31 protein-coding genes are annotated in these 23,590 nt (G+C 60.8%); 6 read left to right on the forward strand and 25 right to left on the reverse strand.

Annotated elements, in window-relative coordinates:
- The 23 genes from O3297_RS00660 to O3297_RS00770 all read right to left on the reverse strand — a co-directional run bounded on the left by O3297_RS00660 (position 1) and on the right by O3297_RS00770 (position 15,548).
- Positions 1–309: a phage tail assembly protein gene (locus O3297_RS00660; protein WP_305047458.1), complete on the reverse strand. Its 309-nt coding sequence runs from the start codon at positions 307–309 to the stop codon at positions 1–3.
- Positions 310–348: 39 nt separating this feature from the next.
- Complete coding sequence (locus O3297_RS00665; RefSeq protein WP_305047459.1) at positions 349–858, reverse strand: phage major tail tube protein; 510 nt, start codon at positions 856–858, stop codon at positions 349–351.
- A 50-nt stretch (positions 859–908) separates the two neighbouring features.
- Entirely contained in the window at positions 909–2,084 is a 1,176-nt protein-coding gene (locus O3297_RS00670; protein WP_305047460.1) for a phage tail sheath protein, read from the reverse strand.
- Between the two features lie 26 nt (positions 2,085–2,110).
- Positions 2,111–2,638 (reverse strand): hypothetical protein, encoded by a 528-nt coding sequence (locus O3297_RS00675; RefSeq protein WP_305047461.1) that lies wholly within the window; start codon positions 2,636–2,638, stop codon positions 2,111–2,113.
- Between the two features lie 9 nt (positions 2,639–2,647).
- Positions 2,648–3,229 carry a hypothetical protein gene (locus O3297_RS00680; protein ID WP_305047462.1) on the reverse strand — a complete coding sequence of 194 codons (582 nt, stop codon included), beginning with the start codon at positions 3,227–3,229 and terminating at the stop codon, positions 2,648–2,650.
- A 55-nt stretch (positions 3,230–3,284) separates the two neighbouring features.
- Positions 3,285–3,593, reverse strand: coding sequence for a hypothetical protein (locus tag O3297_RS00685; protein ID WP_305047463.1), 309 nt, complete (start codon positions 3,591–3,593; stop codon positions 3,285–3,287).
- Between the two features lie 16 nt (positions 3,594–3,609).
- Positions 3,610–4,521 (reverse strand): hypothetical protein, encoded by a 912-nt coding sequence (locus O3297_RS00690; RefSeq protein WP_305047464.1) that lies wholly within the window; start codon positions 4,519–4,521, stop codon positions 3,610–3,612.
- A gap of 11 nt (positions 4,522–4,532) precedes the next feature.
- Positions 4,533–4,913, reverse strand: a complete 381-nt coding sequence (locus tag O3297_RS00695) for a hypothetical protein (RefSeq protein WP_305047465.1) — start codon at positions 4,911–4,913, stop codon at positions 4,533–4,535.
- A complete protein-coding gene (locus O3297_RS00700; RefSeq protein ID WP_305047466.1) occupies positions 4,906–6,369 on the reverse strand; it encodes a phage tail protein I in 1,464 nt (487 codons plus the stop codon). The genes O3297_RS00695 and O3297_RS00700 overlap by 8 nt, the downstream gene beginning before the upstream one ends.
- A complete protein-coding gene (locus O3297_RS00705) occupies positions 6,366–7,244 on the reverse strand; it encodes a baseplate J/gp47 family protein (RefSeq protein WP_305047467.1) in 879 nt (292 codons plus the stop codon). The genes O3297_RS00700 and O3297_RS00705 overlap by 4 nt, the downstream gene beginning before the upstream one ends.
- Positions 7,241–7,585: a GPW/gp25 family protein gene (locus tag O3297_RS00710; RefSeq protein ID WP_305047468.1), complete on the reverse strand. Its 345-nt coding sequence runs from the start codon at positions 7,583–7,585 to the stop codon at positions 7,241–7,243. The genes O3297_RS00705 and O3297_RS00710 overlap by 4 nt, the downstream gene beginning before the upstream one ends.
- Positions 7,582–8,241, reverse strand: a complete 660-nt coding sequence (locus tag O3297_RS00715) for a phage baseplate assembly protein V (RefSeq protein WP_305047469.1) — start codon at positions 8,239–8,241, stop codon at positions 7,582–7,584. The genes O3297_RS00710 and O3297_RS00715 overlap by 4 nt, the downstream gene beginning before the upstream one ends.
- A 389-nt stretch (positions 8,242–8,630) precedes the next feature.
- On the reverse strand, positions 8,631–9,482 hold the full coding sequence (locus tag O3297_RS00720) for a hypothetical protein (RefSeq protein WP_305047470.1): 852 nt from the start codon (positions 9,480–9,482) through the stop codon (positions 8,631–8,633).
- Between the two features lie 224 nt (positions 9,483–9,706).
- A complete protein-coding gene (locus O3297_RS00725) occupies positions 9,707–10,174 on the reverse strand; it encodes a phage virion morphogenesis protein (protein ID WP_305047471.1) in 468 nt (155 codons plus the stop codon).
- Positions 10,171–10,659 carry a phage tail protein gene (locus tag O3297_RS00730; protein WP_305047472.1) on the reverse strand — a complete coding sequence of 163 codons (489 nt, stop codon included), beginning with the start codon at positions 10,657–10,659 and terminating at the stop codon, positions 10,171–10,173. Before O3297_RS00730 ends, O3297_RS00725 begins: the two co-directional genes overlap by 4 nt.
- Entirely contained in the window at positions 10,643–11,155 is a 513-nt protein-coding gene (locus O3297_RS00735; RefSeq protein ID WP_305047473.1) for a lysis system i-spanin subunit Rz, read from the reverse strand. The genes O3297_RS00730 and O3297_RS00735 overlap by 17 nt, the downstream gene beginning before the upstream one ends.
- A complete protein-coding gene (locus O3297_RS00740) occupies positions 11,152–11,712 on the reverse strand; it encodes a glycoside hydrolase family 108 protein (protein ID WP_305047474.1) in 561 nt (186 codons plus the stop codon). Before O3297_RS00740 ends, O3297_RS00735 begins: the two co-directional genes overlap by 4 nt.
- On the reverse strand, positions 11,712–12,083 hold the full coding sequence (locus O3297_RS00745) for a hypothetical protein (protein WP_099388137.1): 372 nt from the start codon (positions 12,081–12,083) through the stop codon (positions 11,712–11,714). The genes O3297_RS00740 and O3297_RS00745 overlap by 1 nt, the downstream gene beginning before the upstream one ends.
- A gap of 65 nt (positions 12,084–12,148) precedes the next feature.
- Positions 12,149–12,364 (reverse strand): tail protein X, encoded by a 216-nt coding sequence (locus O3297_RS00750; RefSeq protein ID WP_305047475.1) that lies wholly within the window; start codon positions 12,362–12,364, stop codon positions 12,149–12,151.
- Complete coding sequence (locus O3297_RS00755; protein ID WP_370385371.1) at positions 12,364–12,867, reverse strand: head completion/stabilization protein; 504 nt, start codon at positions 12,865–12,867, stop codon at positions 12,364–12,366. The genes O3297_RS00750 and O3297_RS00755 overlap by 1 nt, the downstream gene beginning before the upstream one ends.
- A 107-nt stretch (positions 12,868–12,974) precedes the next feature.
- Positions 12,975–13,694, reverse strand: coding sequence for a phage terminase small subunit (gene gpM / locus O3297_RS00760; RefSeq protein ID WP_305047476.1), 720 nt, complete (start codon positions 13,692–13,694; stop codon positions 12,975–12,977).
- Complete coding sequence (locus tag O3297_RS00765) at positions 13,691–14,710, reverse strand: phage major capsid protein, P2 family (protein WP_305047477.1); 1,020 nt, start codon at positions 14,708–14,710, stop codon at positions 13,691–13,693. Before O3297_RS00765 ends, gpM begins: the two co-directional genes overlap by 4 nt.
- A gap of 49 nt (positions 14,711–14,759) precedes the next feature.
- The gene (locus tag O3297_RS00770) at positions 14,760–15,548 is read right to left on the reverse strand and encodes a GPO family capsid scaffolding protein (RefSeq protein WP_370385372.1); all 789 of its coding nucleotides are present in this window, start codon (positions 15,546–15,548) and stop codon (positions 14,760–14,762) included.
- A 136-nt stretch (positions 15,549–15,684) separates the two neighbouring features.
- Here O3297_RS00770 and O3297_RS00775 point away from each other — a divergent pair, with 136 nt between their 5' ends.
- The 3 genes from O3297_RS00775 to O3297_RS00785 are packed head-to-tail and all read left to right on the forward strand — an operon-like array spanning position 15,685 to position 18,760.
- Entirely contained in the window at positions 15,685–17,496 is a 1,812-nt protein-coding gene (locus O3297_RS00775; protein WP_305047478.1) for a terminase ATPase subunit family protein, read from the forward strand.
- Complete coding sequence (locus tag O3297_RS00780; RefSeq protein WP_305047479.1) at positions 17,493–18,548, forward strand: phage portal protein; 1,056 nt, start codon at positions 17,493–17,495, stop codon at positions 18,546–18,548. Before O3297_RS00775 ends, O3297_RS00780 begins: the two co-directional genes overlap by 4 nt.
- The gene (locus O3297_RS00785) at positions 18,545–18,760 is read left to right on the forward strand and encodes a hypothetical protein (protein ID WP_305047480.1); all 216 of its coding nucleotides are present in this window, start codon (positions 18,545–18,547) and stop codon (positions 18,758–18,760) included. The genes O3297_RS00780 and O3297_RS00785 overlap by 4 nt, the downstream gene beginning before the upstream one ends.
- 385 nt (positions 18,761–19,145) lie before the next feature.
- Here the strand turns inward: O3297_RS00785 and O3297_RS00790 are convergent, their stop codons facing one another.
- Complete coding sequence (locus O3297_RS00790) at positions 19,146–19,844, reverse strand: SOS response-associated peptidase family protein (RefSeq protein WP_305047481.1); 699 nt, start codon at positions 19,842–19,844, stop codon at positions 19,146–19,148.
- 70 nt (positions 19,845–19,914) lie between these two features.
- Here O3297_RS00790 and O3297_RS00795 point away from each other — a divergent pair, with 70 nt between their 5' ends.
- Both O3297_RS00795 and O3297_RS00800 read left to right on the forward strand, forming a co-directional pair.
- Positions 19,915–20,256 carry a hypothetical protein gene (locus tag O3297_RS00795; protein ID WP_305047482.1) on the forward strand — a complete coding sequence of 114 codons (342 nt, stop codon included), beginning with the start codon at positions 19,915–19,917 and terminating at the stop codon, positions 20,254–20,256.
- A gap of 1,416 nt (positions 20,257–21,672) precedes the next feature.
- The gene (locus tag O3297_RS00800; RefSeq protein ID WP_305047483.1) at positions 21,673–21,804 is read left to right on the forward strand and encodes a hypothetical protein; all 132 of its coding nucleotides are present in this window, start codon (positions 21,673–21,675) and stop codon (positions 21,802–21,804) included.
- 65 nt (positions 21,805–21,869) lie between these two features.
- Here O3297_RS00800 and O3297_RS00805 read toward each other — a convergent pair whose 3' ends face one another.
- The gene (locus O3297_RS00805; RefSeq protein WP_305047484.1) at positions 21,870–22,532 is read right to left on the reverse strand and encodes a hypothetical protein; all 663 of its coding nucleotides are present in this window, start codon (positions 22,530–22,532) and stop codon (positions 21,870–21,872) included.
- Between the two features lie 668 nt (positions 22,533–23,200).
- Here O3297_RS00805 and O3297_RS00810 point away from each other — a divergent pair.
- Complete coding sequence (locus O3297_RS00810) at positions 23,201–23,590, forward strand: multidrug efflux SMR transporter (protein ID WP_305047485.1); 390 nt, start codon at positions 23,201–23,203, stop codon at positions 23,588–23,590.

The raw sequence follows: 23,590 nt of genomic DNA on the forward strand, positions 1-23,590 counted from the left end.
CTACTTCGCCGGGGATACCGAAAGGCGATCGGCTTTGCTCGCCAAAAAACCGGCAACCTCGGCGCCCACGGCCAGCAGGTCGGCCGGGTCCATGTTGGCGATGTCGTGCGCGGTCAAGGTCGGCTCGGTGATGCGCGGCAGCACGATCTGCAGGGCCGACACGTTCAGGTTGGCCAGTTCGATCAGGGAAATGCCGCGCAGGGCGCCTGCCTTGGGCTTGCGCACCGTCAGCGAGGTGATGAAGGTGTCGCCGCGTTTGATCGGCTCGTCCAGTTCGATGACGGCGCTGTTTTGGGTATCGTTGTGCATGGTGTTGTCCTTGTAGGGTGGTGGTGAATAGAAAAGGGGTTACAGGCCGATGGCCTTGCGGATGTCAGCATTCGTGTCGCCGCCGCCGAAGTTCTCGGTGCCGCTCATGAAGTCCAGTTCGATGACGGTGGCGCCGTCGATCATCAGCTTGTAGTAGCTGCAGGCCGTCGTGTATTTATGCGTGGTGTCGTCGCCCATCTTGGCGCCGCCCATGTCGATTTCCTTGTAACGGCCGCGCACGACGACCTCGACGGCGGCGACCGTGCCGTCATCGTCTTCCTGGTAGGCGCCGGCAAAGCGCAGTTGCACGGCGCCATGCGTGTGCGCGCCGTACTGTTTCAGGGCTTCGGCGATCAGGCCGCCGCCGCTCCATTCCAGCGACAGCGCCTCGTTGCCGAAGTCCACGGACACGGGGCCGCTCATGCCGCCGGCGCGGTATTCTTCCATCTTGCGGCTGAGTTTCGGCAAGGTGACTTCGGGCACCATGCCCATGAAGGACACGCCGTTCTGGAACAGGTTGAAGTTTTTCAGTTTGCGGGGCAGGCCCATAGTGTTCTCCAGTAGTCAGTTGCGCCCGCTCGCGGCGGGCACGGGAATGGTTAGGCCGCGATGCGCGAGGCGAAGTCGGCTAGGTAACGGTCGGTAATACGCTGCTGGAATTTCAGGTTTTCCAGCGGCGGCACGGGCGTGTAGTCGTAATCGATGGCCAGCTTGCCGTCTTTCAGCCCTGTCTTGTCGTTGTACTGCTCGTCATACCAGGCATGGCCGTCGATGATGTAGCCCTGCAGTTTCAAGTCGCGGAACTTGGCATTAATGCTTTCAAGCAGGTCGCGCACCAGGGACGGATGCAAGGGTAGATCGACAAAGGCGAAATGCGCTTCGGCGATGGTGTCGGCCAGCACTTGGGCCGTGCGTGTGTAGCTCTCGAAATAGAAGAAGCCGCCCGGTTCCTCGCAGGTACGCGAACCCCAGAAGCGGTAGCCGCTCATGTTAATCAGGGTCGTGACTTCCTTGGCGTTGAGCACGCCGGCATCGGTGGCCGGGTCTTGTAAGTCGAAAAACACATCCTTGCTAATGCCGGTCGGGCCATTCACGACCACGTTGGACAGCGTTTTGTGCCAGCCCGTTTCCTCGTCGATCTTGGCGCGTAGCCCCATGGCGTAGGCGACAGCCGAAATGTTGGCCTCTTCGTTGGTGGCGGTATCCCAGTTCACAAAATCCGGCCAGATCATCATTACCTCGCGCTGGCCGAACTGGCCGCGATAGGTAGTGGCCGCCGTGACCGTGGCGCAGCCATAGGCCGACGCGTACACGAAGCCGCGCAGGCGCTGTGCCACGCTGGCCAGGGCATTGGTGACGGCCTGGGTGTCCAGTCCCGGCGCGCCCAGGATGCGCGGTTTCACGCCCAGTTTGCTTTGCGCGGCCAGCAGCGCCTGGGCGCCCAGGTACTTGCCGTCCGGCGAGACGCCGCCCACGGCGTTGCTGGTGGCTTCCGCTTCGGTTTCGCCCTGGGCCACGCGCACCACAATGGTCAGGGGCTTGGTCTGCGCGGCGATGGCCTGCAGGCTGCGGTACAAGGTGCCGGTCTTGCCGGCCTTGCCCATGGCGGCCAGCACATTGGTGACAAGCACGGGCGTGTCGAGCGGGAAGGCCGCCGGGTCGGCGTCGTCGGCCGTGGCGATCAGGCCCAGTACGGCCGTGGAGACGGTGCGGATGGGGCGCGAACCCTCGTTGATTTCAATGACGCGTACGCCATGGTGGTAATCGGTAGGCATAGTGTTTCCCTTGATTCTGGCGTGGATTAGAGGACGAATGCGGGACGCGCGCCGAAGTTGGCGCCGGAGTAGCCACGGGCATAGTCCAGGATGACCGCGAATACCCCGGCCATGCCAGCATTACCCCAGCTGCCGCCACGGATAGGCAGGCGCTCGCCGGTCAAGGTGGCCCAGATGCCGTCGCCATTTTCTGCAGGCATGGCAATCGTGCCACCCAACTGCAGCGATACCGGGAACAGGCCCAGCGACTTCAACAACGCCAGTGCCGCCGCCGCGACCGGTTTCGCACCAGGATTGGTCATGCCTTCAAAGCTTTGGCTGCTGGTGCGCACCAGCGTGTAATTTGCCGTGCCCGTGCCAGCGAGGCGGACCGAGTTTTCCGTGGTGGCGACATAATCGCCGCCTGCAATCGAGCCGGTAAAGGTCGGCACCACCAGCGCACCGGTAGCGCCGTTGATCGCCCGCCATTCTGTCGACGTGGCGGAAAGGTCACTGGTCGGCGATGCCGCGTTATTGCCCGCAATGATCTGAATTTCGCCGGCCAGCAAACGCATGCCGGGCGTCTACTCCCACACGTTGCCGTTCAGATCAGCGATGCCTGCATGGGTGTTGTCGTGGCGCCAGGCGACTGGCCCGGACCCCGTGAGCGTGCGCGGCTCGCCGGCAGTGTTGCCGATACTCAGGCCGTCAATGCGGCGACCGGTTTCCCATGGCGCGTCATTGGACTGGCCATAGTTGGTGTTGCCACGCGGCTGGAAGCCGTTGGCACGGCACCACAGCGCCAGGCCGGCAAATGCCGCGTTGGTCATGACATGGTGGCCGGCGCCACAGGCGCGGGCATAGGCCACCGCCTGATCCGCACTGAGCGATGCATTGGGCGCGACGCCTGGCAAACTCAGCAGTTCGCCGTTGACGACCTGCCCCTGGTAGGTGCCGACAAAGTATTCGCTCTTGGCAACGCCGTTGACCAGGAACATATCATGCGGGCCTGCCGGCAGGCCGGGGTCCAGCGATTGAGCGTCAAACTGCGGGATCACGGTCATGTAGGTGGGCTGGCCAAGCGAGGTGTAGAGCACGGTTTGACGGCCGCCGCTGGCCGCCTCAACGCTGGCGCGCAGGCTGTCTTTGCTGAAAATTGTGGTCATGGTTTGATCTTTGTAATGGTGGATTGGGGTTCAAGTCAGGCAGCTGGCCATAAGGTCACTTGCACGGCATTGGGGTCCAGCGGCAGCGCGGCCCGGGTCGGTGGCAGCTCGACACCGGCATCGGGCGCAGCGCTGGCCGGGCCATCGCCATGAAGCGGCGGGCCGGAATGCTGATCTGCGCCAGATAGGCGCCATTGCCGCCTTCGCCTGGATCGCCGCGGTTGTTGCGAATTTCAATGGCGACATCCGTATCGAGCTGGCGTGCGGCGCAATCGATCACGACCCCGGCCACGGTGACAATGGCGCCGGTGAAGGCAAATTCAGCGACAGGCTGGCCAGGCTGTTTCAAGACAATTTGTGGCATGTAAAGCTCCGTTCGTTTAGTTGTTGAGTTTGCTTGCGCGCCAGCGCAGGACGACGTTATCGGCAGCGCTGGCCAGCGCCAGGGTGAAGCCGTTGGTTGCGCGGCTGTAAACCACAATGGCGGCGGCATCACACGGCGCGCCCGTGGTTGCAATCACGTCGATGGTCAGGTGATAGTCGTTGGCCGACAGGTCATTAAGGACAGCCGACGCCATGGCCGGCGCATTGAAGCGCGCCGGAAACGCCGCTTCGATACGGCGGATATCGGTCAAGGTCACGGCTGTCAGATTGGGATCGGTCACATCGGTATTACCGGCTGGCACCGTAATGATGTAGATGCGAATGCCCGCTGCAGGGACGGTTTGGCCGATTGGCGTCACGGCCACGCGCCAGGCGCCCGTGGCATCTTGATACAGATAGGCGGACACAGTGACGCTACCTGTAGTGGTGTTGCTCGGCACGCTGGCCGTATTCACGCCGCCCGCTACCGAGTATGCTCGGCCATTGGCGAAGCACACGCCGCGGGACAGCGAGAGGTTGCGCGCAGCAGTGCTTGACTTCGTGGCGGCGCAGCCAGAAACGATACCTCTGTTCTGGATGGTGATTTCGCCTTCCTGCTGCAGCTGTTTCTTGAGCGCGCGGATGCTGTAGTTCGCCAGCGCCGACTGGTCGAGTGCGTATTTCAGCCCTGCAGTGATGGCGTTCTGCATCTCGACGGATACCGTCGAGACATTGGCCGCTATGGTGTCCATACGGTCGCCCAGGCTGGCGGCGCCACCGCGTGCGCGCGCAATTTCAACGGCGGCCGCTTCTACGCCGCCATTGACAGCCGCGAAATTACGGTCGATTTCCTCGTAGCGCGTGTTCCACAGCGCCGGCACGGCGTCCGGCTCGTTGTTGGGGATGGGGGTAATGTTTGGCAGTGCCATTTTTCTATCCTTTAGAATCGCAGCTTGATGCTGATTTCATAGCGTTCGTCGGCTTCCTTGAGCTTGGGCGCGAAGTTTTTCAGGCCGATCAGCTGGCCATTAGCGTCCAGCAAAGCCGCTTCGGAAATACGGGCGCCGACCAGTTCGGCCGCCTCGATCACGCCCTTGCCGGTGGTGCTGAATGCGTCTTCCTGGACGATCATGGCCAGCGGCTTGCGCAGCACTTCGTGAACCAGTGCCACGGCGCCGGCAGATGGCGGCTTGGGTGTCAGGTCGGCGTTGTGGCCGCCATCGCCAAATGCCATATAGGCAATCGGCGGCAGCGCCGTGTTGTCTGCCATGTGTTTTGCCAGCCGCTTGCGGTATGCATCGACCGTGATGGCCTCAGCCATGTTGTACCTCCCTGATGATGTTGAGATTGAATTGCGGCGCCGTGCTGGTGCCGATACGCCACTGGCCATTGAGGACCAGGCGCCGGTGTGAACCTGTTCCGCCGGCAGCTTCCCGCAGGATCGAAAACTGGCCGATGCGCGGTCGCGTGACGAGCCGCTGCGCCCGGAGCCGGCGGCCGTCGAGCTGGAACTGTCCCAGCCGGTTTTCAGCACCGGGGCGCCAGCTGCCATCGAGCCGCCTGGCGGTGGCGCCCAGGCTGACCGGCGCGCGCCTGGCCAGCCGCTCAGGACTGGCGTAAGCATCGGCCGCGCATGCCAGGCCCACGGATGCCTGTACCTGGATAGCGCTATCGCGCCGCAGCGCAAAGCCGAACTTGCAGGGCGTGCTGCTTGAGCCGACCGCCCAGCGGCCATCCAGGCGGCGCCACGGCGCCAGCCTGGCGCGCGCGCCAAGCCTGGCCGGCGTGGCCGGATAGTCCAGGCGCAGCGCGATGTGGTGCGTGGTGGTCAGCTGCGACGGCGCCGCGATCACGCCATGGGCCTGGACACTGGCCTCGCTCATGGTGCTGATGCGCGCGCGGCCAATGCCCCATGCGCCATCCAGGCGGCGCCTGCGTTCGGCCAGCGCCGGCAGGCGATAGGCACTGGCCGCTGCAGAGCTTTGCAGCAGCACTGTGCTGGCCACCCGGCCACCCTGCAGGCGCCAGCTGCTGCGCGCGCCGCGCTGCTCACCCAGCCGGAAGCTGCGTATGGGCTGCGGCAGCGTGACCAGCACGCCATCGCGGCCCAGCGACCAGCGGGCCGCGTTGCCGATGGTGCGGCCCGCCCACGGATAGCGTGCGTCGGCCTGCGTTTGCAGCTGCAGAGCTGCGCTGGCCTGGGCGCGCACGTCGAGCATGAACGACAGCCAGAACATGAAGATCGGCCAGCTGCGCGCCGGCTTCCATTTCTGCACCAAGTGGCGCAGCATGGCGAAGTTCTCGGCGCGGATCGCATCGGCCAGGTTGGCGCGCACGATAAATTGCGCCCAATGCTGGATTTGCGGCAGGTTGGCGTACAGCTCGATGGGCCTGATTGTGTGTGTGCTGTCGAGCTGCCACGAGCCGTCCAGCTGCGCCGCATCGAGCTGCGCATAGTTGGCGCGCTGGGTGGCCTGGTCGATCACGTCGATGGCCATGCCCAACGGCGCCAGCGAGCGCTTGAGCGACCAGACGGTGCCGCGATGGCGGTGCACTTCGATGGCGTCGGCCACCACGGCGCGCTGGACGCTTTCAGTCCAGGCTTCGTCCCATTCGTCCACTGCCAGCGACCAGGCCAGCCAAGGCAGCAGGGGGACAGGGCAGGTCGCCGGGTTCCACAGATCGCGCAGGGCCACCGGCAGGGTATCGATGCCGGCGCCGGTGGCGGCAAGGGCACGCTCCAGCGGGCTGGCGTTTGGCGGTAGCAAGTGAATCATGGCGCTACTCGCTTGTCGGCCAGGCGCACGATGACGCTGGCGCACCAGGCGGCGCCCAGCGCAGCAGGCTGCACCAGGATATCGCTGTCGTCTGTCGGCTGGGCCGGCGTTATCAGGGTGACGCGCGTGACGCCAGGCTGGCGCAGAGCGGCATACAGGCCGCTGCGCGTGACGGCATTGCCGATCTGGTGCGCGTCGCGTACATAGCGTTCAGCCGCTGCCTGGGCGGCGGCGCGCACAGCCTCGCCCGATGGGCCGCCCAGCGTTTCCAGCACGGTCTCGACGCCATAGTCGATGATGGCAGCGCTTTGTACCAGCACGGTGTCGCAGATCGGGCGCACGGTATCGGCCGACAGAGCGGCATTAACAGCGGCAATCTGGTCGCTGCTGGCCGTGCCGTTGCCGATGGCGCTTAACAGCGTCAGCAGCACGGTGCCCGGCGTGGGGCTGGTGACGGCAACGTCCTTGATATAGGACGCGGCAGCGCGGGCATGGCTTGCGTATGCCTCAGTCGGGCCGGCCACGGACAGGCGATAGAGCGATTGCTGCGTGCGCAGGCGCAGCGCCTCGTCGGCTTCGCCTTCTTGCTGCTGCACGCCGAACAGCGCGGCGAGGTGCTGCAGGTCGGCGCCACCGGCAAATGCCAGCATGACGCCGCGCGCGGCCTCGTTGATACGCTGGCGCAGGATCAGCTCACGATAGGCCGACTCTTCCAGCAACTTGTTCAGCGGTTCCGATTCCAACACGATCACATCAGCGGCAGCCGGATAGCGCTCGACTAGGTCGGCGCGGCGCGCGGCCAGCAGCGTTTCAAAATCGAGCTCTTCGATAATGGACGGTGGTGGCAGCATGGACAGGTCGATAGCGCTGCTCATGGCGCACCGTCCTGGCCGATATTGACGGCCAGCTGCACAGCCTGGCCATCGGCCATGCCGTCCAGAACCAGTTCGGCGGCGCCGGGCTGGCCAGCTTCAAACTGCAGGCCGGTCAGGGTAATGCGCGGTTCCCACAGCCGCACGGCGTAGGCGGTGGCGGCATAGATGCGCAGCACCGTGGCGCTGTTCAAGGGCTGATCCATCAGCTCGGGCACTTCCGATCCATAGCGGCGGCGCATCAGGCGCGAACCGATAGGCGTGGTCAGGATATCGGCGATGGACTGGCGGATATGCGCCAGCCCGGACAGGGCCCGGCCGGTGGTCAGGTTCAAGCCGCTCATTGTGGGCCGCCCGACTGGTCGCTGCCGGCCCTGACGCCGCCATGCGTATGCTTGGCCAGGCTGATCGTGCCGGCCTGTACATCCTCGCTGGCTTTGACGGTGCCCTGTACGGACATGGCCACGCCACCGGCAGCGCCGGCCTTGGCGTTTACGCCGCCATTCAGGGCGGTGGCGCCTTCTACGGTCGCGTTTTTCTTGACGACCAAGTTACCCATGATAGTCACATCACCCATGCAGATGGTGCTGGGCGCGTTGGAGGTGACTTTATCGGCTGTAATGGTGGCGGTGCCGCCCGGCAGCGTGGCGGTCAGGGCGTGGGCTGCGTGGTCGTACTGCACCACGGCGCCGTCAGGGTAGTGCGTGGCGTGGATGGTGTGGCTGGACTCGGGTGCGTCAAACGCCTTGGAGAACAGCGCCGGCACGATGACGCCGCGCGTCAGGTCGCCGCCTGGTGACAGCACCATGACCTGCTCGCCTTCAGTGGGCGCAGACCAGGCTCGGGTGGTGCCGCCGCGCGGGGTGATCCAGTTTAGCCATTCAGTGGTCAGTTGCGGCCCGAGCTGTACGCGCGCCATGGCGCCGTCGACCTGGGCAATGGTGCCCAGGCGGATCAGGTTTTGCAGCAATCGGAGGATGTCGGACAGGTCGGCGTTCATGCAGTGCATGTTGCCGAAGACCGCGTGCGGATGCACGCGGGGGCGGGTTGTTAAGTGGCTTAGTGACTACGGCGGCCCGTTGGACATAAACTTATACTTTGGCTGTAGTTGGCGATATGGAGGGTGTCTGCTTTCTCCCCAGGCTGTGTGAAAACGCAGAAAAATTCTGAGCGTTCAAAAAGTCGGCCTTTCAAAACGCGCACTACGCCGTTTTCTCTGTCGCGGGAATGGCGATGCTACCTGCGAATATTTCAAGATTTGGAGTTTTCACAGTCTGGCGCTGAAGTGGACCTTCATCTTTGGCTACTTGCTATTTAACTCGGAACAATTAAATAAGCTTCTGACGGTCGGAATATCAAAAAAAGAATTTTTCCATTTTTTCTTGCAGGTCAGAGTAAATCAAACGAATCATATTCATATTCAAACAATGGAGGATTCAAGTGGGTTGAGTCTTGCCCATCATTTATAAAACGTTCTAAGAGTTTACTCAGGCCTAACTTCGTTACAATATGTAGATGCGAGATAGGGTAAGAAAAAACCGGATTGTCAAATTTTTTTACATCGCCAATAAAGAACTTTACTTCATTGACTTGGGTTGGTCCTCCATCAGGTGAGCCATCTTCGGCGTAGTTTGCAGCCCAAAGCGTATCGTCTGGAACTACTAATACGGGTATGATAATTGATTTTCTATGTTCAAGCCAAATCGCGTTAGCGATCAGGTCGCTGGCCGAAGAAATAGCTTGTCCCCACTTTTCAAAAATCTCGCTGTCGTTTGAAATAAAAGCCTTGCCATTTATTCCTACCTGTGTTGACGCTTTCCCTACATAATCATTAGGAGGGTATAGTGATTTAAATCCGTCAAGACGCTCAATTCTCGGCGACGACGCGACTCGTGGAGGACCAAAGCTAATATATGATGAATGAAGAATACTTATATAGCTTTCAGCAGGAAGACGAGGAATCTGACTAATGAGCAATGGAAATGATGGTTGTAGGGATTTGCATTCAATCGCAAAATGCACGTGAAATTCTCTACCGCAAGATCGATTTGCACGAACGTCGAACTGTCGCGTCTTTCCTGTAATTTGGTCGGTATATGAACCAGCGTGGGCTGTTTCAAATCCGAGCTTTCTGGTCAAATTGTAGACATATAATTCCAGAGCGAAATCATGCTGAGTCGCAATAAATTTTTCAAGGTCTGCTTTTGTAATTGGCTCATTGGGACGTTTAGGAGCTGTCATAGATAATATTTTAGTTGTCCTACCGGATTGTATTCGCCGTCATCGTCTAGATGTATAGAGAGTATGGTCGAATTGGGGAATGGAACCTGGCACAGTGCTTTTTTCACAAAATAGTTGCCCTATGAGTTCGGCTTGAGCGGCTGTTCTTGGCCAGTATCGCTAAGTATCATGTGACTGTAACGCATTTGATAACCATTGTCAGTTTTAGATTGCTTTGAAGTATCTTAGTCTTTTCCTACGTGACGCAACAGCGATTCGCGTATCACCGTCCGATCCAGTTCACTTATGCCAAGCAGTGGCCGCTCCGGGTACTTGTAGATGGGCCCTTTTTGGGTGACACGGTCTTGTTGCCCAAACTGGTGTACGTGCACCACTCGCACTACCCAGCCAAAGAAGCCGACCTCGATCTGGTCGCCGGTTGCCTTCACTTTCATGTGCTTGGTGGTGCGAAGCTTCGCAAACATCGCAGCCTTCTGCCGCTTGATCCGCCCCTTCTTCCCCTTCAATTCCTTGCGTTTCTTGCGCGGTGGATACGCCGCACCATCCGGCCCCTGCTGCGCCTTGATGCGCTGCGCCTGGCTGCGGCGCAGGTCGATGGCCACCTTGTGATTGATGGCGCGGCGCTGGGCCGGCTGCAGCTTGCCCAGCAGTGCGCCGACCCAAGTTTCCAGCGCGTGCAGGTCGTCGCTCATGCTGTCGCCTCCGGCGTGCGCCATTCGGCCAGCAGCGTCTCGCCGTCATACAGTTTCCAGAATTCGTCCGCGTAGGCCGGCATGTGCTGTATCTCGGCCAGGTGCTTGATGTCCAGGCGGCCCGCCTCGCCGGCCTTCACGGCCACGCGCTCGGTCAGCTCCAGCTTGATGGAAATGTCGACCGTTTCATGGTTATTAAAATCCACCTCGAAGGCAATGCCGTGCTTGCGCCGCTCTTCATTGGCCAGCAGATCGAGCTGGTGGACTTTCAGCCAGGCGATCAGGGCCACCATGATGGCGTCGGCGTCGCCCGCGTAATCGGTCACGATCAGGTTGAGCTTGAAGCGGTATTCGAAGGACAGCGAGGCCGTGGAGGTGGCCACTACGTTGCCTTCGTCGGCGAAGACCAGCAGGCGGTCGGGGTCGCGCTGCAGGTCGGGGATGGCTGCGGCTAAGTGCTGGCGCAAGCTATTCGGTTTGTACATGGTAGGTGTCTCGCACTAGGTTGTAGGCGTCAATGCAGGCGTTTAGCTGGCGGGTGGCGTCGTCTCCGTCGCCGGCAATGGCGTCAAGAGCTGCCGCAGTCGCCGGGTCAAGTTCGGCGCGCGCTTCAATCCGATAGCCTGCGGCAGTGGTGGTATTTGCAGTTGCGGCGCACTGGCCGCTGGCGACGGGGATTGACAGGCGCACAGCGCCGCTGCGCACGTCATCGTTAAAACGGTCACGTTCAGTTTTCGCATGGGTTTGCTCCTGGGTGAGGTGGTCGGCGCGCTGCGCCAGGGCGGCGCCGGCCGCGCGCTCCAGGGTGAGCACGCGGGCGGTGGCTTTAGCCAGTGCGGTGGCGGCGGTGGTCTTGCTGGTGGCCGTCCGCCGTTGCAGTTCGGCGATGTCGGCATCCTTGCGCCAGCCCTGCGTCGTCCAGCCCGCGATGGCGCCGCACACGAGAACAGCGGTCAGCGGGCGCCAGGTGGTTGTGGTCACATGGTCACCCGTTCCTTGATCCAGCCGAACAGAAAACGGCGCTGGGTCTTGTTGGCCTCGGTGATTTCCAGGTAGCGCGCTGCCTGCAAGCCGTTCAAGGCGCGCAGCAGCACGGCTGCGCCATCCTGGCCGCGCCATGTCAGGAAGGATGCTAGCGCGCCCAGCGACTGCGCCCCCAGGCGGTCATCGACGAACAGGGCGGGGTAGCGGGCGCCCGTGTCATTGAAGCCGTTCAGCCAGCGCTGCAGGAACTCGGCCGCGCGGTGCGGCCCCATGTTGACGCCCGTGTCGATGACTTCGGCGCCGATGCCGGCATGCAGGGCCAGCACCTGATCGAACTTCGGTTCCGTGATGTAGCGCGCCGTGTAGATGGTGCGCGCTACTGCCACGGGCATATCGCGCATTGGCCCCGCGTAGCCATTGGCGCGCGCCACGGCCACGGTGATGCCGAAGTTGGTTTCGCCGCCCTTGTCTTGCGGGTCGTTCACGTAGCCGCCTTCGGCGCGCAGGATGGCGTCGATGACGCGCGCGATCAGCGGGTTTTCCATGGTGGCCATCAATGCTCCTTCGCGTCTTTGACCAGCTCGGCGATGTCCTTGTCGCTGCGGCGCTGAAACCACAGGGCCACGGCGCGCGATACCCACCAGCCGGGCGCGCCGACGATCAAGTCGATGGCGGAGGCGTTGACCATGGCGCCGATGGCGGGGAGCTGGGCGCACAGCAACTGGTACGCGGTGCCGCCCAACAGGCATGAGAACACGCCCGCGCAGGCCAGGCGGGCGACGAATTCGCCCTTGTTGAAGGTGCCGTCGCTATTCAACGGCGGCAGCACGATGTACAGCATGGCCGCGCCGACCATGCCCAGCGCCGCCTTGAAGCCGTACAGTTTGACCAGGGTGGCGAAACCACCAAACGATTCTGCGGACATTGCTTGAGTCTCCGGGATGAGGGGTGATAGATTTTTCATGATGAATAAAAGGGTGAATGCCAGGATCAGTCCCATAGCTGCACAAGATCGGCTGCGGCCACCTGGCCCGTGCTGGGCGCCAGCTCGGGCAGCGTGACGACCAGGCCGGCCGGCAGCACGGCGCCGTGGCGCGCCAGCGCGGGATTCATTTCCAGGGTTTGCTCGACGTATCCCGCGCCATCGCCCAGGTAGCGCCACACCAGGGCGTCTACCGTGTCGTGCTGCCGCGTGCGCACCTGCATCAGATCAATTCCACGGTCAGGTGCGTACGGCCGACCATATCGGCGATGGCCCATTGCGCGTTGCGCCGCTGCGCGCCGGGAGCTTCGTCCAGCCACTCCATGCTTTTCTTGTCGCTGACGGAGGTGGCCGTGCTGTCGTAGTCGCGGTATCGCTCGATCAGGTCGGCTTTCGCCGTGCTGTAGACGGCGCGCAGGTACTGCGCCAGCAGGCGGGATTCGCGGTTGATGCGGGCGGCCGGCACGTCCACCAGGGTGGCGATGCCGGCAGCGGCCTGCTTGCCCTGCCAGTCGGCCAGCTCGCGGTTGACCTGCAGGATGGCATCGACCACGGCTTGCACCAGGCGCGCGTCGGTGACGGTGCCGTCCAGACGCATGGCGTCGCGCATATCGGTGAGAAGGATGTCGGGAAACCAGCCGTCGTTCTCGATGATGCCGGCGGCCGGTGCTGGCGGCGCCGGGGTGGCGCCGGGTGGGATGGACGGGGGCAGGGCCATGAAGGACATACGGGACGCTTTCAAAAGGGGGCGGTGGACGGGGTTCATCAGGCCGAGATTGTTGCCAATGCGTTGGCCAGAATCCCCCCGTGCCGCCGTGCTGCGGGGGATGCTCTTTACGTGGAACCGGCCGCGCGCTTGAGGCGCCGTTCCAGCCGTTCCATATCTTTCTTGACGCCGCACGACTCCGACAGGGCGCGCGCGCGCCTCAACTGGCCCATGGCCGTTTCCGCCTGCGCCACCAGCGCCGGGGCGATGTCCGTGTCGTCGGCCTGATCCAGCACGGCGATCATGGCCAGGCCAATCGCCTTGTGCAGCTTGGCGCGCGCCTGGTCGGGTGCGTCGCTGGCGGCCGTCAACTGTTCCACTTGGCCCAGCACCTGCGCGGCGTGCTGCGGATCGGCGGCCAGCTTGCCGTGTAAATAGCCTTCGGCGAACTCGTCCAGCATCAGGGTGGCGATGTCGCGGCTGTAGGTGTCGGGCAGGGTGAACTTGTGCGCCAGCGCGTATTCGGCCATGACCAGGGCGCGCGCATACTCGCCCGTGTCGATGTGCCACACCAGCAGGGTGGCGAAGACGTCATCCTGCGCACCCTTGCCGCCGGCCAGCACGCCGTCGATCCATTGCGCATAGTCGGGCAGCAAGGTGGCCTTGACCTCGATCTTGCGTTCGACCGACTGGATGGATTTCAGGCGCCGCCGGTCGTCGGTCAGCTTGTAGAGCATCATTTCGTAGGCCGTGCCGGTGGTCACGCCCTGCGGCGCGGCGGCGCCGGCCGTGCGCTCGGCCAGCATGCGAGCGCGGTGGCGCAGGGCGGGGGATTGGTTCGCCATCATTTGTCTTTCAGCTCGATGTTTTCCACCAGCGCGGCCAGGCCCAGGTCTTCGATCACGTAGGCGTCGTTGGACGACTCGTAGTTCTCGATGCGGTCGCGCTTCGGGACGTCCTCGACGCGGCGGCGGCGCGCGCCTTCCTGGAAGTAGACCGACAGATTGTCGAAGCGGGTGATGAGGATGGCGTTATCCGGGAAGTAGGGCACGCGCGCGGCCGGCAAGCCGCCGATGCGTTTCTGGCTGATGATGATGTCGGCCGCCAGGGTTTCCGTGGGCGCCTGCTTGGTGTTGACCAATGGGAAATACTTGTCGTTCAACAGCTTGCGCCCGACGATGGCCACCAGATTGGTGTCTTCCTGATACCACGGATCCAGCAGGTTGACGGCATCGGTGACGGCCGCGTCCAGATTAGCGTAATCCGCATCGGCCGCGTCGCCGATGATGACCTTGCCCGGCATGCCGGCGGCCACCAGGCCCAGCACGCGCTCGGGCGCCAGCTCGCGCAGGTGCTGCAGCCAGCCTTTGTTCACGTCCTGCAGCAGCGGATTGGCATCCAGATCGGTGTCGGCCATGGCTTTCACGCCATTGAAGCCGATGACGATGCGGTCCAGCGCCTGGCGCGTCAGGATGGCATTGGCCACGCGCGACTGAAAATCGGCGAACTTGGCCCAGGCGTCCAGCTTGGCATAGTTCAGATGCGTGTCGAAGTTGGTTTGCTCGCAGCGGTACTTGGTGCCGTCCAGGGTGGACAGGTCGCGCGTCTTGCGTTCCTTGTCCTTGGTATTGGTGCGGCCGGCAATCGGGCCGGATACGCCCAGGCCCAGTTTTTCGCCTTCCTGCTCGGTCACGCCAATGATGTTCACTTTCGACAGGAATTCGCTCGATTCCTGCATCTTCGTTTCCAGCTTTTGCTGCACGCTGGGCGTGACGCTGAAGGTCTTGGCCACGTTGTCCGTGTCGTTCAGTTGGCCCAGGCGGGTTTCATACTGGCCAAAGACCTGGCGCGTTTGCTTTTTCATGTATTGGTGCTCCGTTGTTGAATGGGGTGTTGGTGGATGGCGCGGGCGCTTAAAACTCGGTCTGCACGGCGCCGTCGTTGCCGGTGGCGGCCGGGCGGCGCGGGCCGTTGCCGGGTGCTTCGTCCATTTGCGCCTTGAAGGCGGCCAGCTCGTCCTGCGTGGCCTTCAATGCCGTTTCGGTCTTTTCCAGGCGCGCCAGGGTGCCCGTGTAGTTGTCGTTGGCGGTGACGACGTGGCCGGCCAGTTCCTGCACGGCTTCGCTGATGTCGGCGAATTGCGCGGCGTCGGCGTCGGATTTATTCGAAAAGCGCGACAACAGGTTTTTCACGGCGTCGGCCAGCTTGGTGCCTTGCGGCTCCTCAAATTCCAGCGTCACCTCGATGGCGGAGGTGAACAGGTTGGCGCTTTGCTGCTTGCGGCCGGCGGAGAATTTCAGCGCTTCGGTGCCCAGGCTGGCCGGGCTGTCGGTCACACCCAGGCCGACCAGGTAGGGCTGTGCCGAGTCGGCAAAGTCCGGTTGAATTTCGAGACTGGTGTACAGCTTCTGTTTCGCCTTGTTGATGGCCATCAGTTCCGGCGTGGGTTCGATCTGCGCGAACAGGGCCAGTTTCTTGCCGCTGTCGGTGTCCACTTCTTCGGCTTTCACGGCGATCACGTCGCCGTAGGCTTTGAACTGGCTGTCGGGGAGGATGCCGCGAATGTGCTCCAGCCAGATGCGTGCGCCGTAGGTTTTCGGGTTGTAGGTGGCGGCGATCTGCTCGATGGTGGCGCGGTCGATGTTGCGACCGTCCGTGGTGGCGCCTTCGGTGGCGACGCGGAAAAATTTCGATTTGGACATGATGGGCGTTCTCGGTTGATCGGATAACGCCATGGTCAACGTCTTGGCGCCGCGATTCAATGCGGTGCGGGTTGCTATGGGCCATAGCGACTTCTGCCTTCCCCCGCTCCGCGCGCGCGCGGCCTACGCTGGCGGCATGCTGACAATCGAGAAAACAAGCGAACAAACCGTCGATGGAATCATCGGCGAACTGGCCGTGCCCGAATCCGAGCCGCGCCGTGCCGCGCGCGCCCTGTACTGGAAGGGCTGGCGCATTTCATCCATCGCCCGCCACCTGGGAATCAAGCGCAGCACCATCAATAGCTGGAAAGAGCGCGACGAATGGGACAAGGCACAGGCCATCGAGCACGTCGAGGCGTCGGCCGAGCTGCGCCTGGTGAAATTGATTGAAAAAGAGGTCAAGAGCGGCAGCGACTACAAGGAAATTGATCTGCTGGCGCGCACCATCGTGCAGATGGCGCGCGTGCGCCGCTACGAGCAGCCGGGCGGCAACGAGGTCGATCTCAATCCCAAGCTGGCGAACCGGAATGCCGGCCCGAAGAAGAAGCCGACGCGCAACGATTTCAGCGAAGAGCAGAAAATCCAGCTGCTCGACGCCTTCCAGGATTCGCTGTTCGATTATCAAAAGGTCTGGTATCGCAACGGCGACCAGCGCACGCGCGCCATCCTCAAGAGCCGCCAGATTGGCGCCACCTGGTACTTCGCGCGCGAAGCGCTGGCCGACGCCATGGCAACGGGCCGCAATCAGATCTTCCTGTCCGCGTCAAAAAGCCAGGCCCACGTCTTCAAGCAATACATCGTGCAATTCGCGCGCGAGGCGGCCGGCATCGAGCTGACGGGCGACCCCATCGTGCTGCCGAACGGCGCGCATCTGTACTTTCTGGGCACCAACGCGCGCACGGCGCAGGGCTACCACGGCAATTTCTACTTCGATGAATTCTTTTGGACGCAGAATTTCCAGGAGTTGAACAAGGTGGCCTCGGGCATGGCCATCCATAAGAAGTGGCGCAAGACCTACTTTTCAACCCCATCCTCGACCACGCACCAGGCTTACCCGTTCTGGACGGGCGAGATGTTCAACAAACGCCGCGCCAAGGCTGACCAGGTGAATATCGATGTGAGCCATGGCCGCCTTTCGTCGGGCTTCACGGGCGAGGACAAGATCTGGCGCCAGATCGTCACCATCCTGGACGCCGAGCGCGGCGGCTGCAACCTGTTCGATATCGACGAGCTGCGTAACTTCGAATACAGCCCGGACCAGTTCGACAACCTGCTGATGTGCAACTTTATCGACGACTCGGCCTCGGTCTTCCCCTTGGCCGAGCTGCAGCGCTGCATGGTCGATTCCTGGGTGGAGTGGGACGACTATAAGCCGTTGCTGGGCCTGCGTCCGTTCGGCAACCGGCCCGTGTGGATCGGCTACGACCCGGCCTTGAACGGCGACAGCGCCGGCTGCGTGGTGCTGGCGCCGCCCATGACGGCCGGCGGCAAGTTCCGCATCCTGGAGCGCCACCAGTGGCGCGGGCAGAGTTTCGAAGACCACGCCGACGCCATCCGCCAGATGACGCAGCGCTACAACGTCGAATACATCGGCATCGATACCACGGGCATGGGCATCGGCGTACTGCCCATCGTGCGCGGCTTCTTCCCGGCTGTCACGGCGCTGAATTACTCGCCCGAAGTCAAAACCCGCATGGTCTTGAAGGCCAAAAACATCATCAGCAAGGGCCGGCTGGAATTCGACGCCGGCTGGACGGACATCGCGCAATCCTTCATGGCCATCCACAAGACCCTCACCCCCAGCGGCCGGCACGTGACCTACATCGCCGGCCGCAGCGATGAAACCGGCCACGCTGATCTGGCGTGGGCCTGCATGCATGCCCTCGATCACGAGCCATTCGAAGGCACGACTGACAACCACCATTCTTTCATGGAGATTTATTCTTGAGCAAAGCACGACACTTGCGCGGCCGGCAGGCCGAGAGCGCACCACCAGCGGCCACGGCGCCGGCCGCCGCCGGCATCGAGGCGTTTTCGTTCGGCGACCCCACGCCCGTGCTCGAGCACGCCGATATCCTCGACTGCTTCGAATGCTGGAAAAATGGCCACTGGTATGAGCCGCCCGTCAACCTGGCCGGCCTGGCCAAGTCCTTCAATGCCGGCGTGCACCACAGCAGCGCCATCCACTTCAAGGCCAACGTGCTGACGTCCACCTTGATGCCGACGAAATACCTGTCGCGCGATGGCTTCAAGCGCATGGCCCTGGACTATTTGACGTTCGGCAATGCCTACCTGGAGGACCGCCCCAGCCGCAGCGGCAAGGCGCTGGCGTATCAGCATGCCCTGGCCAAGTACATGCGGCGCGGCGTCGATCTGGACACGTATTTCTTCGTGAACGGCTACCAGGCCGTGCATGAATTCGACAAGGGCCGCGTGTTTCACCTGATGGAACCGGACGTCAACCAGGAGCTGTACGGCGTGCCGCAGTATTTGAGTGCTTTGCAATCGGCCTGGCTCAACGAAGCGGCGACCCTGTTCCGCCGCAAGTACTACAAGAACGGTTCGCACGCCGGTTTCGTCTTCTACATGACGGATGCCGCCGCCAACACCCAGGACGTGGATAACCTGCGTCAGGCCATGCGCGACAGCAAGGGGCCGGGCAACTTCCGCAACCTGTTCATGTACGCGCCAAACGGCAAGAAGGACGGTATCCAGATTCTGCCGGTATCGGACGTGGCCGCCAAGGACGAGTTTTTCAACATCAAGAGCGTGACGCGCGACGACCAGCTGGCCGCGCACCGCGTGCCGCCGCAGCTGATGGGCATCCTGCCGAACAATGCCGGCGGCTTCGGCGCCGTCGAGCCGGCCGCGCGCGTCTTCGCGCGTAACGAGCTGGTGCCGCTGCAGGCGCAGTTCGAAGCGATCAATGAGTGGGCCGGCGTGGAAGTGGTGACGTTCGCCCCGTATGACCTGGCCACAGGTGGGGAGGGCGTGCAATGAGCGACCACGTAGACTACACCGACAAGATCATCTTTGCGGATGTGGCGCGCGGCCTTGCCGCCGTGCGTGGCCGGCCCGCCCTGGTGGCGCATGGCTGCTGCCACTACTGCAACGAGGCGCTGGCGCCCGCGCAGCTTTTCTGCGATGTGGACTGCCGCGACGACTACGACAAGGAGCAGGCGGCCAAGGCCCGCGCCGGCCGCACAGGATGAGCGTCACGCCGCGATAGCCGGCAGGGCAGGGCCGCGACCGACTCGCCGCGCCAGCACGCCGCAGCCACCGCACAAGCCGCCCACGAGGCGGCTTTTTCACGTCCCGACGATTGATGTTGCACCAGAAGCAAGAAAAAACCCCATTTCGGCCCGGCGCGCGCAGTTGTCCCCCCTCCACACCTGCCCGCTATATAGGGCTCTTTTGACTCAAATTTGCGCCATGGCTGAAGGCGCATGAGGACTGGCGCGGCGGGGTGAAGAGAGGACATGCGATTTGACGCATTTTGACGCACTTTTAGCGGTTTTTCGGCTGGGTGGTGCGATGGCTTGGGAAGGGCGGCTTTCATGCGCTGGTGGGGCTGTATCACAGCCGCACAGCCCGTGCTTACTCGGTGCTGGCCAGCGGCGCGGCAACCTGCGGCCCGTCCGTGCCACGGTTCAATTCCGTACTTACGGCATGCCATTCGAACAGGTCGGCGTCGAGCATGGCCGTGCGCGCGATGTGCATGGCCTCGTCGGTTGTCAGCCTGGGATCGAGCCAGCGGCGCGCGTCGTCGGCGCTGACGGTGACGGGCCGGCGGTCGTGAATGTCGACCATGCCCCCGACTGAATCCGCGGTGACCAGGACGAAGCCCGCTTCCTCGCGGTTTTCCTTGAACGGCCCGAAGTTGGCCAGCGCGAGCAAGAACAGCGGCTCCCGATCTTTGCGATGAATGTGCCAGGGTTGCTTGTGTCCCTTTTCTCCCGTCCATTCGTACCAGCCCGACGCGCAGACGATACCGCGACCGGCGCGCAGCAGCGGTTTCCAGTAGGCACCCGCGAGCTTTTCCACGCGGGCATTGATGGCGATGGGGATTTTCTGCTTGCCAGTGGCGGGTGTAGCGGCGGCGGCCCAGGCTGGTCGGTAGCTCCAGAAGGTGTCATCCAGGCGCGGTTGATCATCCTTGAGGTGGAGCACTGGCACGTAGGTGCCGGGCATGACGTTGAAGCGTATCTGCTCCTGGCTGTCGATGGCCGCATCTGTCCACCCGATGGCATTCAGGTAGAGCCGGGAATTTTCACTCATGTCGACGCGTCCACACATGGGGCAGATGATAGCTGGTTTCTAGTTTTGATATGCTGTATGTATATACAGTTATTTTTTGGAGGGGAGTATGATGGTGAAAATGCTGAAGATGCGCCTGAATGGAGTTGAGATACCCAAGCGCCGCTTAAATGATCGCTTCAATATGGCGCGTCCAGGGCGACTTGAGGTCGTTGATACTACCGATCAAGGCTTGCACCGGATGGTGAAACTTGCTCGATTCACTCACGGGAGTAGTGATCAAGTTATGGACACTCTGTTTGGGGGCGAACTGCTTTGGTTTCGGGACGGCCGGATGGTGCTTTCTGGCTTTGAGCGTCACAAGAATAGCGACCAGCAGTTTTGCGATTTTGCACAGTCATGGTTATGTTTTGTTGGAGTCGATGCACCAGCCGTGCCCGAGGGGCGATAAGAACCTATAACGGCCAAGGACAGAGCTGATTGCTACGTTAATCTGTACTTAGAGCTAAAAAATTTTAAAAATCACAAGTTGGATATGAAAAATACAAATTTGTCGATGATGGCTAGATGGATATTCGAAAATTTTGGTATTCGGGAAGATTAAGACCACAACTGGTTACTGGCGTGCGTTAGCGCTTACTCCGCAGGCATTGGGCAGTCTATGCGCACTGTGAAAAGTCAACCGAAATCGTACGAGAAATGACAAAAAATTACGGGGCTAAACGTGGGAAAAGTATTGCTTCTGTATCCTAGCGTCACTACAATTAGATCTGTTCATGCGCACATCCACTAGATGTAGTGGTAGTTATTCATCAATGGATGGCCGTGTAGGTAGGGGGCTAGCGCGTCGAACGCTAGCCACCCCGGAATTGAACCCAGCCGCTGACACGCGGAACATAATTAGCAATGTAGAGCTAATAAGGCAGGGATCGTATATGGCAAAAACCCATATGATCAGGAGATCGGGTTGACACCGAGTCATGGCGCTTGTGAAGCGACCATGACTCTATTCTAAGCAAAAATTCGACATTTTTCATCTAATTTATTTCTTTATTTGTTAAGTGTTGCATTGTTAATTTGAAATGTTAGGAGTCATTCAATGGCAACCAAGCCTACCCGAACCAAGCAAATGCCTATAGACGCTGGCACCGGCCGCATCGTTACAGCGCAATACGCAAAGACGCACCCCAAGACTACGGTCGTGTTGACGGTACCTGCGGGAAAGCAAGTTAAGTCGAAGAAGTAGAGCTAAACTGCTCAGATTGCTCAAAAGCCATGCTAAGCGTGGCTTTTGTTTTTTCTGGATTATTTTGGCGGTTGCAGGGGGCAGGGAAGTTCGGGTAGAGAAGGGGTGTCTGAAGTCACCAGTACGGCTACAGTTTAGGTAACTGGCGGCATGAGTTCATAGCGCATACGCTTAATGCGCACGACTACGAGCTGATTCAAGTCCAATGGGGCAATAATTTTCGCAAAGTATTTTTGCACCGATATCCGCTAGTAGGTAGTTTAGTAGGTACGGTTGTTGTGGTCGGTCTGTGAGCCGCATCAGGATTATCTATTCGCATTACACCGCTTCCGCCAAGAAATAAAAAGAAGAGCCCCCCCTTTGGGCGGCTTTTTTTTCTTGGCGGAAGCGAGCAGGGCGGCGCCCTGCGTGTGAGATTCGAAGGGCTGGGCCTACCGGCCCAGCCCTCCCCGAATCCTCCAACCGCTGCCGCTGCGCGGCAGCCCCGCGCGCCGTGGGCGCGCGTTCGTGGTTCCAATCAGCTTTTCAACTGACCCAGCTGTCACAGCCGGCAACGCCTCAGTCCGTGTCTGAACGCCGCACCTGACCCTCGCGTCGTGGGCCTGGGCAAGAGACAGCGCAATGAGCGACCATATCGACAACAACGGCAAGATCATTTTCGCGGAAGTGGCGCGCGGCTTGGCCGCCGTGCGTGGCACATGGCTGCTGCCACTACTGCGACGAGGCGCAGGCACCTGCGTTGCTGTTCTGTAGCGTGGAGTGCCGGGACGACTACGACAAGGAACTGGCTTGCAAAGGCGCGCGCCGGCCACACAGGATTAATCACATGCCAGTGAATGATCTGGGAAATGACTCAACTTGAATTTTTTCAATTCTTGTGTGACGGACTCTACAAGACGTTGAGGCTCTAATAACGTCTTGATTTCACGCTCCCAGCCTATAGCTCCCCCTACGTGATGGGTTACACCTTCCGGCCATCCCTGCAAGATGAGTTTGTAATACTCAATACGTTCGGCGACCCTTGCCTCCTTTTTGCACCAAGCCAGCAACAAGACATTGTCGGTCATGGCTTGTATCGGGAAGTTATGCGTACTTGCTACAGCATTTTGATACAGCCTGTCCAGCGTGGAGCAGGACAGTGTGTCGAGAAATGCAGTAGGGCACTGCAATCGAAACCGTTCAACTAGCTCATCGAACTTGCTTGAGTGGCGCAAGGGACTTATTGACTCATCTACGCCTTTACCATTCAATAAAGGACTCGGTGTGGCCAGCGAAACCACAGGAAACGGCGTCATCAGTGAGTGCGTGTGGAACACGGGAACATAATGTTCCTCGCCATACATAGGTTGTAGATAAATGCCAGTCAGCAGAGGGCCGTTACGCTTCAATAAGTGAAGTGGCTTATATATTTCATACGCACCAATCGCTTCTTTCCAGTCTTGAGTAATCGCCTTCTTTTCAGTCGCCGTCATCTTTTTCATAAGGTGTCTCAGGGTATATCGCTGTCAGCGAGGAGGTGTTATCGAGAGGTTATCATTGTTGGCCTCCGATTGTACGCTGGCCCGCCACTCCGCTACCCGTTCCTTCCGCACCTTCTGCCACTCCACGTTTGACACCGTTGCCTCCCGTATTGGTCGAGGAATAGTTTGGAGATAACGATCAGGAATTCTTAAACGGGATGGCTGGGCGCTTACGCACAGGATGACCGCCACACCGCTATAGTCGGCAGGGCAGAGTTCCGGACGTTCCCTGCACGCTGGAGATCCCTAGACACCGTGCAAGCCGCCCACGAGGCGGCTTTTTCACGCCCCAGCGAATGATGTTGCATCGGATGTAAGAAAAAAGCCCATTTCGGCCCGGCGCGCGCAGTTGCCCCCTTCCACACCTGCCCGCTATGTAGGGGTCTTTTGACTCAAATGTGCGCCATGGCCGAAGGCGCATGAGGACTGGCGCGGCGGGGCGAAGAGGGGGCATGCGATTTGACGCATTTTGACGCACTGTGAGCGGTTTTTCGTACAGGTGATGTGATGACGTGAAACGGATGATGTTTGTGTGCTGAAGAGGCTGTATCGCAGCCGGATAGAGGTTGTAGTGAAGGACTTTGATAATGGTGATAGTACACACTTTCAATTGAAAGATACCAAGCGGTATGTTATCTTTGCACCCATCTTCAATTGTGAAAAGTTTTCTTCAAATGAATCCAAATTTATTATCGTGGGCGGCTTTGGGCGGCGCCATTGCATGCGAGGTGGCCGGCACCGCGTTTCTCAACAAGTCCGAGCAATTCAGCAAATTGGCGCCGACCTTGATCTCCCTCGGGCTGTATGGCGTCTCATTCTATTTACTGGCCCAGGCACTTAGGACTTTGCCAATTGGAGTGGCATATGCGATATGGGGCGGCCTGGGCATCGTTCTCACCGCGATTGTCAGCATCGTGGTGTTTAAGCAACGGCTCGACTGGATTGCCATGGTCGGCATCGGCTTCATCGTGGTCGGGGTGATTATCGTCAACGGCTTCTCTAAAGCAAGCGGGCATTGA

Origin of the sequence: Janthinobacterium sp. SUN128 (genome assembly GCF_030587275.1) — a bacterium.
In the GTDB taxonomy this organism is placed as follows: domain Bacteria; phylum Pseudomonadota; class Gammaproteobacteria; order Burkholderiales; family Burkholderiaceae_D; genus Janthinobacterium; species Janthinobacterium lividum.

What these genes read in the sequence shown, in the direction of transcription:
- O3297_RS00660 (WP_305047458.1), bottom strand. Translation starts at nt 309, where the DNA reads ATGCACAACGATACCCAAAACAGCGCCGTCATCGAACTGGACGAGCCG.
- O3297_RS00665 (WP_305047459.1), bottom strand. Translation starts at nt 858, where the DNA reads ATGGGCCTGCCCCGCAAACTGAAAAACTTCAACCTGTTCCAGAACGGC.
- O3297_RS00670 (WP_305047460.1), bottom strand. Translation starts at nt 2,084, where the DNA reads ATGCCTACCGATTACCACCATGGCGTACGCGTCATTGAAATCAACGAG.
- O3297_RS00675 (WP_305047461.1), bottom strand. Translation starts at nt 2,638, where the DNA reads ATGCGTTTGCTGGCCGGCGAAATTCAGATCATTGCGGGCAATAACGCG.
- O3297_RS00680 (WP_305047462.1), bottom strand. Translation starts at nt 3,229, where the DNA reads ATGACCACAATTTTCAGCAAAGACAGCCTGCGCGCCAGCGTTGAGGCG.
- O3297_RS00685 (WP_305047463.1), bottom strand. Translation starts at nt 3,593, where the DNA reads ATGCCACAAATTGTCTTGAAACAGCCTGGCCAGCCTGTCGCTGAATTT.
- O3297_RS00690 (WP_305047464.1), bottom strand. Translation starts at nt 4,521, where the DNA reads ATGGCACTGCCAAACATTACCCCCATCCCCAACAACGAGCCGGACGCC.
- O3297_RS00695 (WP_305047465.1), bottom strand. Translation starts at nt 4,913, where the DNA reads ATGGCTGAGGCCATCACGGTCGATGCATACCGCAAGCGGCTGGCAAAA.
- O3297_RS00700 (WP_305047466.1), bottom strand. Translation starts at nt 6,369, where the DNA reads ATGATTCACTTGCTACCGCCAAACGCCAGCCCGCTGGAGCGTGCCCTT.
- O3297_RS00705 (WP_305047467.1), bottom strand. Translation starts at nt 7,244, where the DNA reads ATGAGCAGCGCTATCGACCTGTCCATGCTGCCACCACCGTCCATTATC.
- O3297_RS00710 (WP_305047468.1), bottom strand. Translation starts at nt 7,585, where the DNA reads ATGAGCGGCTTGAACCTGACCACCGGCCGGGCCCTGTCCGGGCTGGCG.
- O3297_RS00715 (WP_305047469.1), bottom strand. Translation starts at nt 8,241, where the DNA reads ATGAACGCCGACCTGTCCGACATCCTCCGATTGCTGCAAAACCTGATC.
- O3297_RS00720 (WP_305047470.1), bottom strand. Translation starts at nt 9,482, where the DNA reads ATGACAGCTCCTAAACGTCCCAATGAGCCAATTACAAAAGCAGACCTT.
- O3297_RS00725 (WP_305047471.1), bottom strand. Translation starts at nt 10,174, where the DNA reads ATGAGCGACGACCTGCACGCGCTGGAAACTTGGGTCGGCGCACTGCTG.
- O3297_RS00730 (WP_305047472.1), bottom strand. Translation starts at nt 10,659, where the DNA reads ATGTACAAACCGAATAGCTTGCGCCAGCACTTAGCCGCAGCCATCCCC.
- O3297_RS00740 (WP_305047474.1), bottom strand. Translation starts at nt 11,712, where the DNA reads ATGGCCACCATGGAAAACCCGCTGATCGCGCGCGTCATCGACGCCATC.
- O3297_RS00745 (WP_099388137.1), bottom strand. Translation starts at nt 12,083, where the DNA reads ATGTCCGCAGAATCGTTTGGTGGTTTCGCCACCCTGGTCAAACTGTAC.
- O3297_RS00750 (WP_305047475.1), bottom strand. Translation starts at nt 12,364, where the DNA reads ATGCAGGTGCGCACGCGGCAGCACGACACGGTAGACGCCCTGGTGTGG.
- O3297_RS00755 (WP_370385371.1), bottom strand. Translation starts at nt 12,867, where the DNA reads ATGTCCTTCATGGCCCTGCCCCCGTCCATCCCACCCGGCGCCACCCCG.
- gpM (WP_305047476.1), bottom strand. Translation starts at nt 13,694, where the DNA reads ATGATGGCGAACCAATCCCCCGCCCTGCGCCACCGCGCTCGCATGCTG.
- O3297_RS00765 (WP_305047477.1), bottom strand. Translation starts at nt 14,710, where the DNA reads ATGAAAAAGCAAACGCGCCAGGTCTTTGGCCAGTATGAAACCCGCCTG.
- O3297_RS00770 (WP_370385372.1), bottom strand. Translation starts at nt 15,548, where the DNA reads ATGTCCAAATCGAAATTTTTCCGCGTCGCCACCGAAGGCGCCACCACG.
- O3297_RS00775 (WP_305047478.1), top strand. Translation starts at nt 15,685, where the DNA reads ATGCTGACAATCGAGAAAACAAGCGAACAAACCGTCGATGGAATCATC.
- O3297_RS00785 (WP_305047480.1), top strand. Translation starts at nt 18,545, where the DNA reads ATGAGCGACCACGTAGACTACACCGACAAGATCATCTTTGCGGATGTG.
- O3297_RS00790 (WP_305047481.1), bottom strand. Translation starts at nt 19,844, where the DNA reads ATGTGTGGACGCGTCGACATGAGTGAAAATTCCCGGCTCTACCTGAAT.
- O3297_RS00795 (WP_305047482.1), top strand. Translation starts at nt 19,915, where the DNA reads ATGATGGTGAAAATGCTGAAGATGCGCCTGAATGGAGTTGAGATACCC.
- O3297_RS00800 (WP_305047483.1), top strand. Translation starts at nt 21,673, where the DNA reads ATGAGCGACCATATCGACAACAACGGCAAGATCATTTTCGCGGAAGTG.
- O3297_RS00805 (WP_305047484.1), bottom strand. Translation starts at nt 22,532, where the DNA reads ATGAAAAAGATGACGGCGACTGAAAAGAAGGCGATTACTCAAGACTGG.
- O3297_RS00810 (WP_305047485.1), top strand. Translation starts at nt 23,201, where the DNA reads ATGTTATCTTTGCACCCATCTTCAATTGTGAAAAGTTTTCTTCAAATG.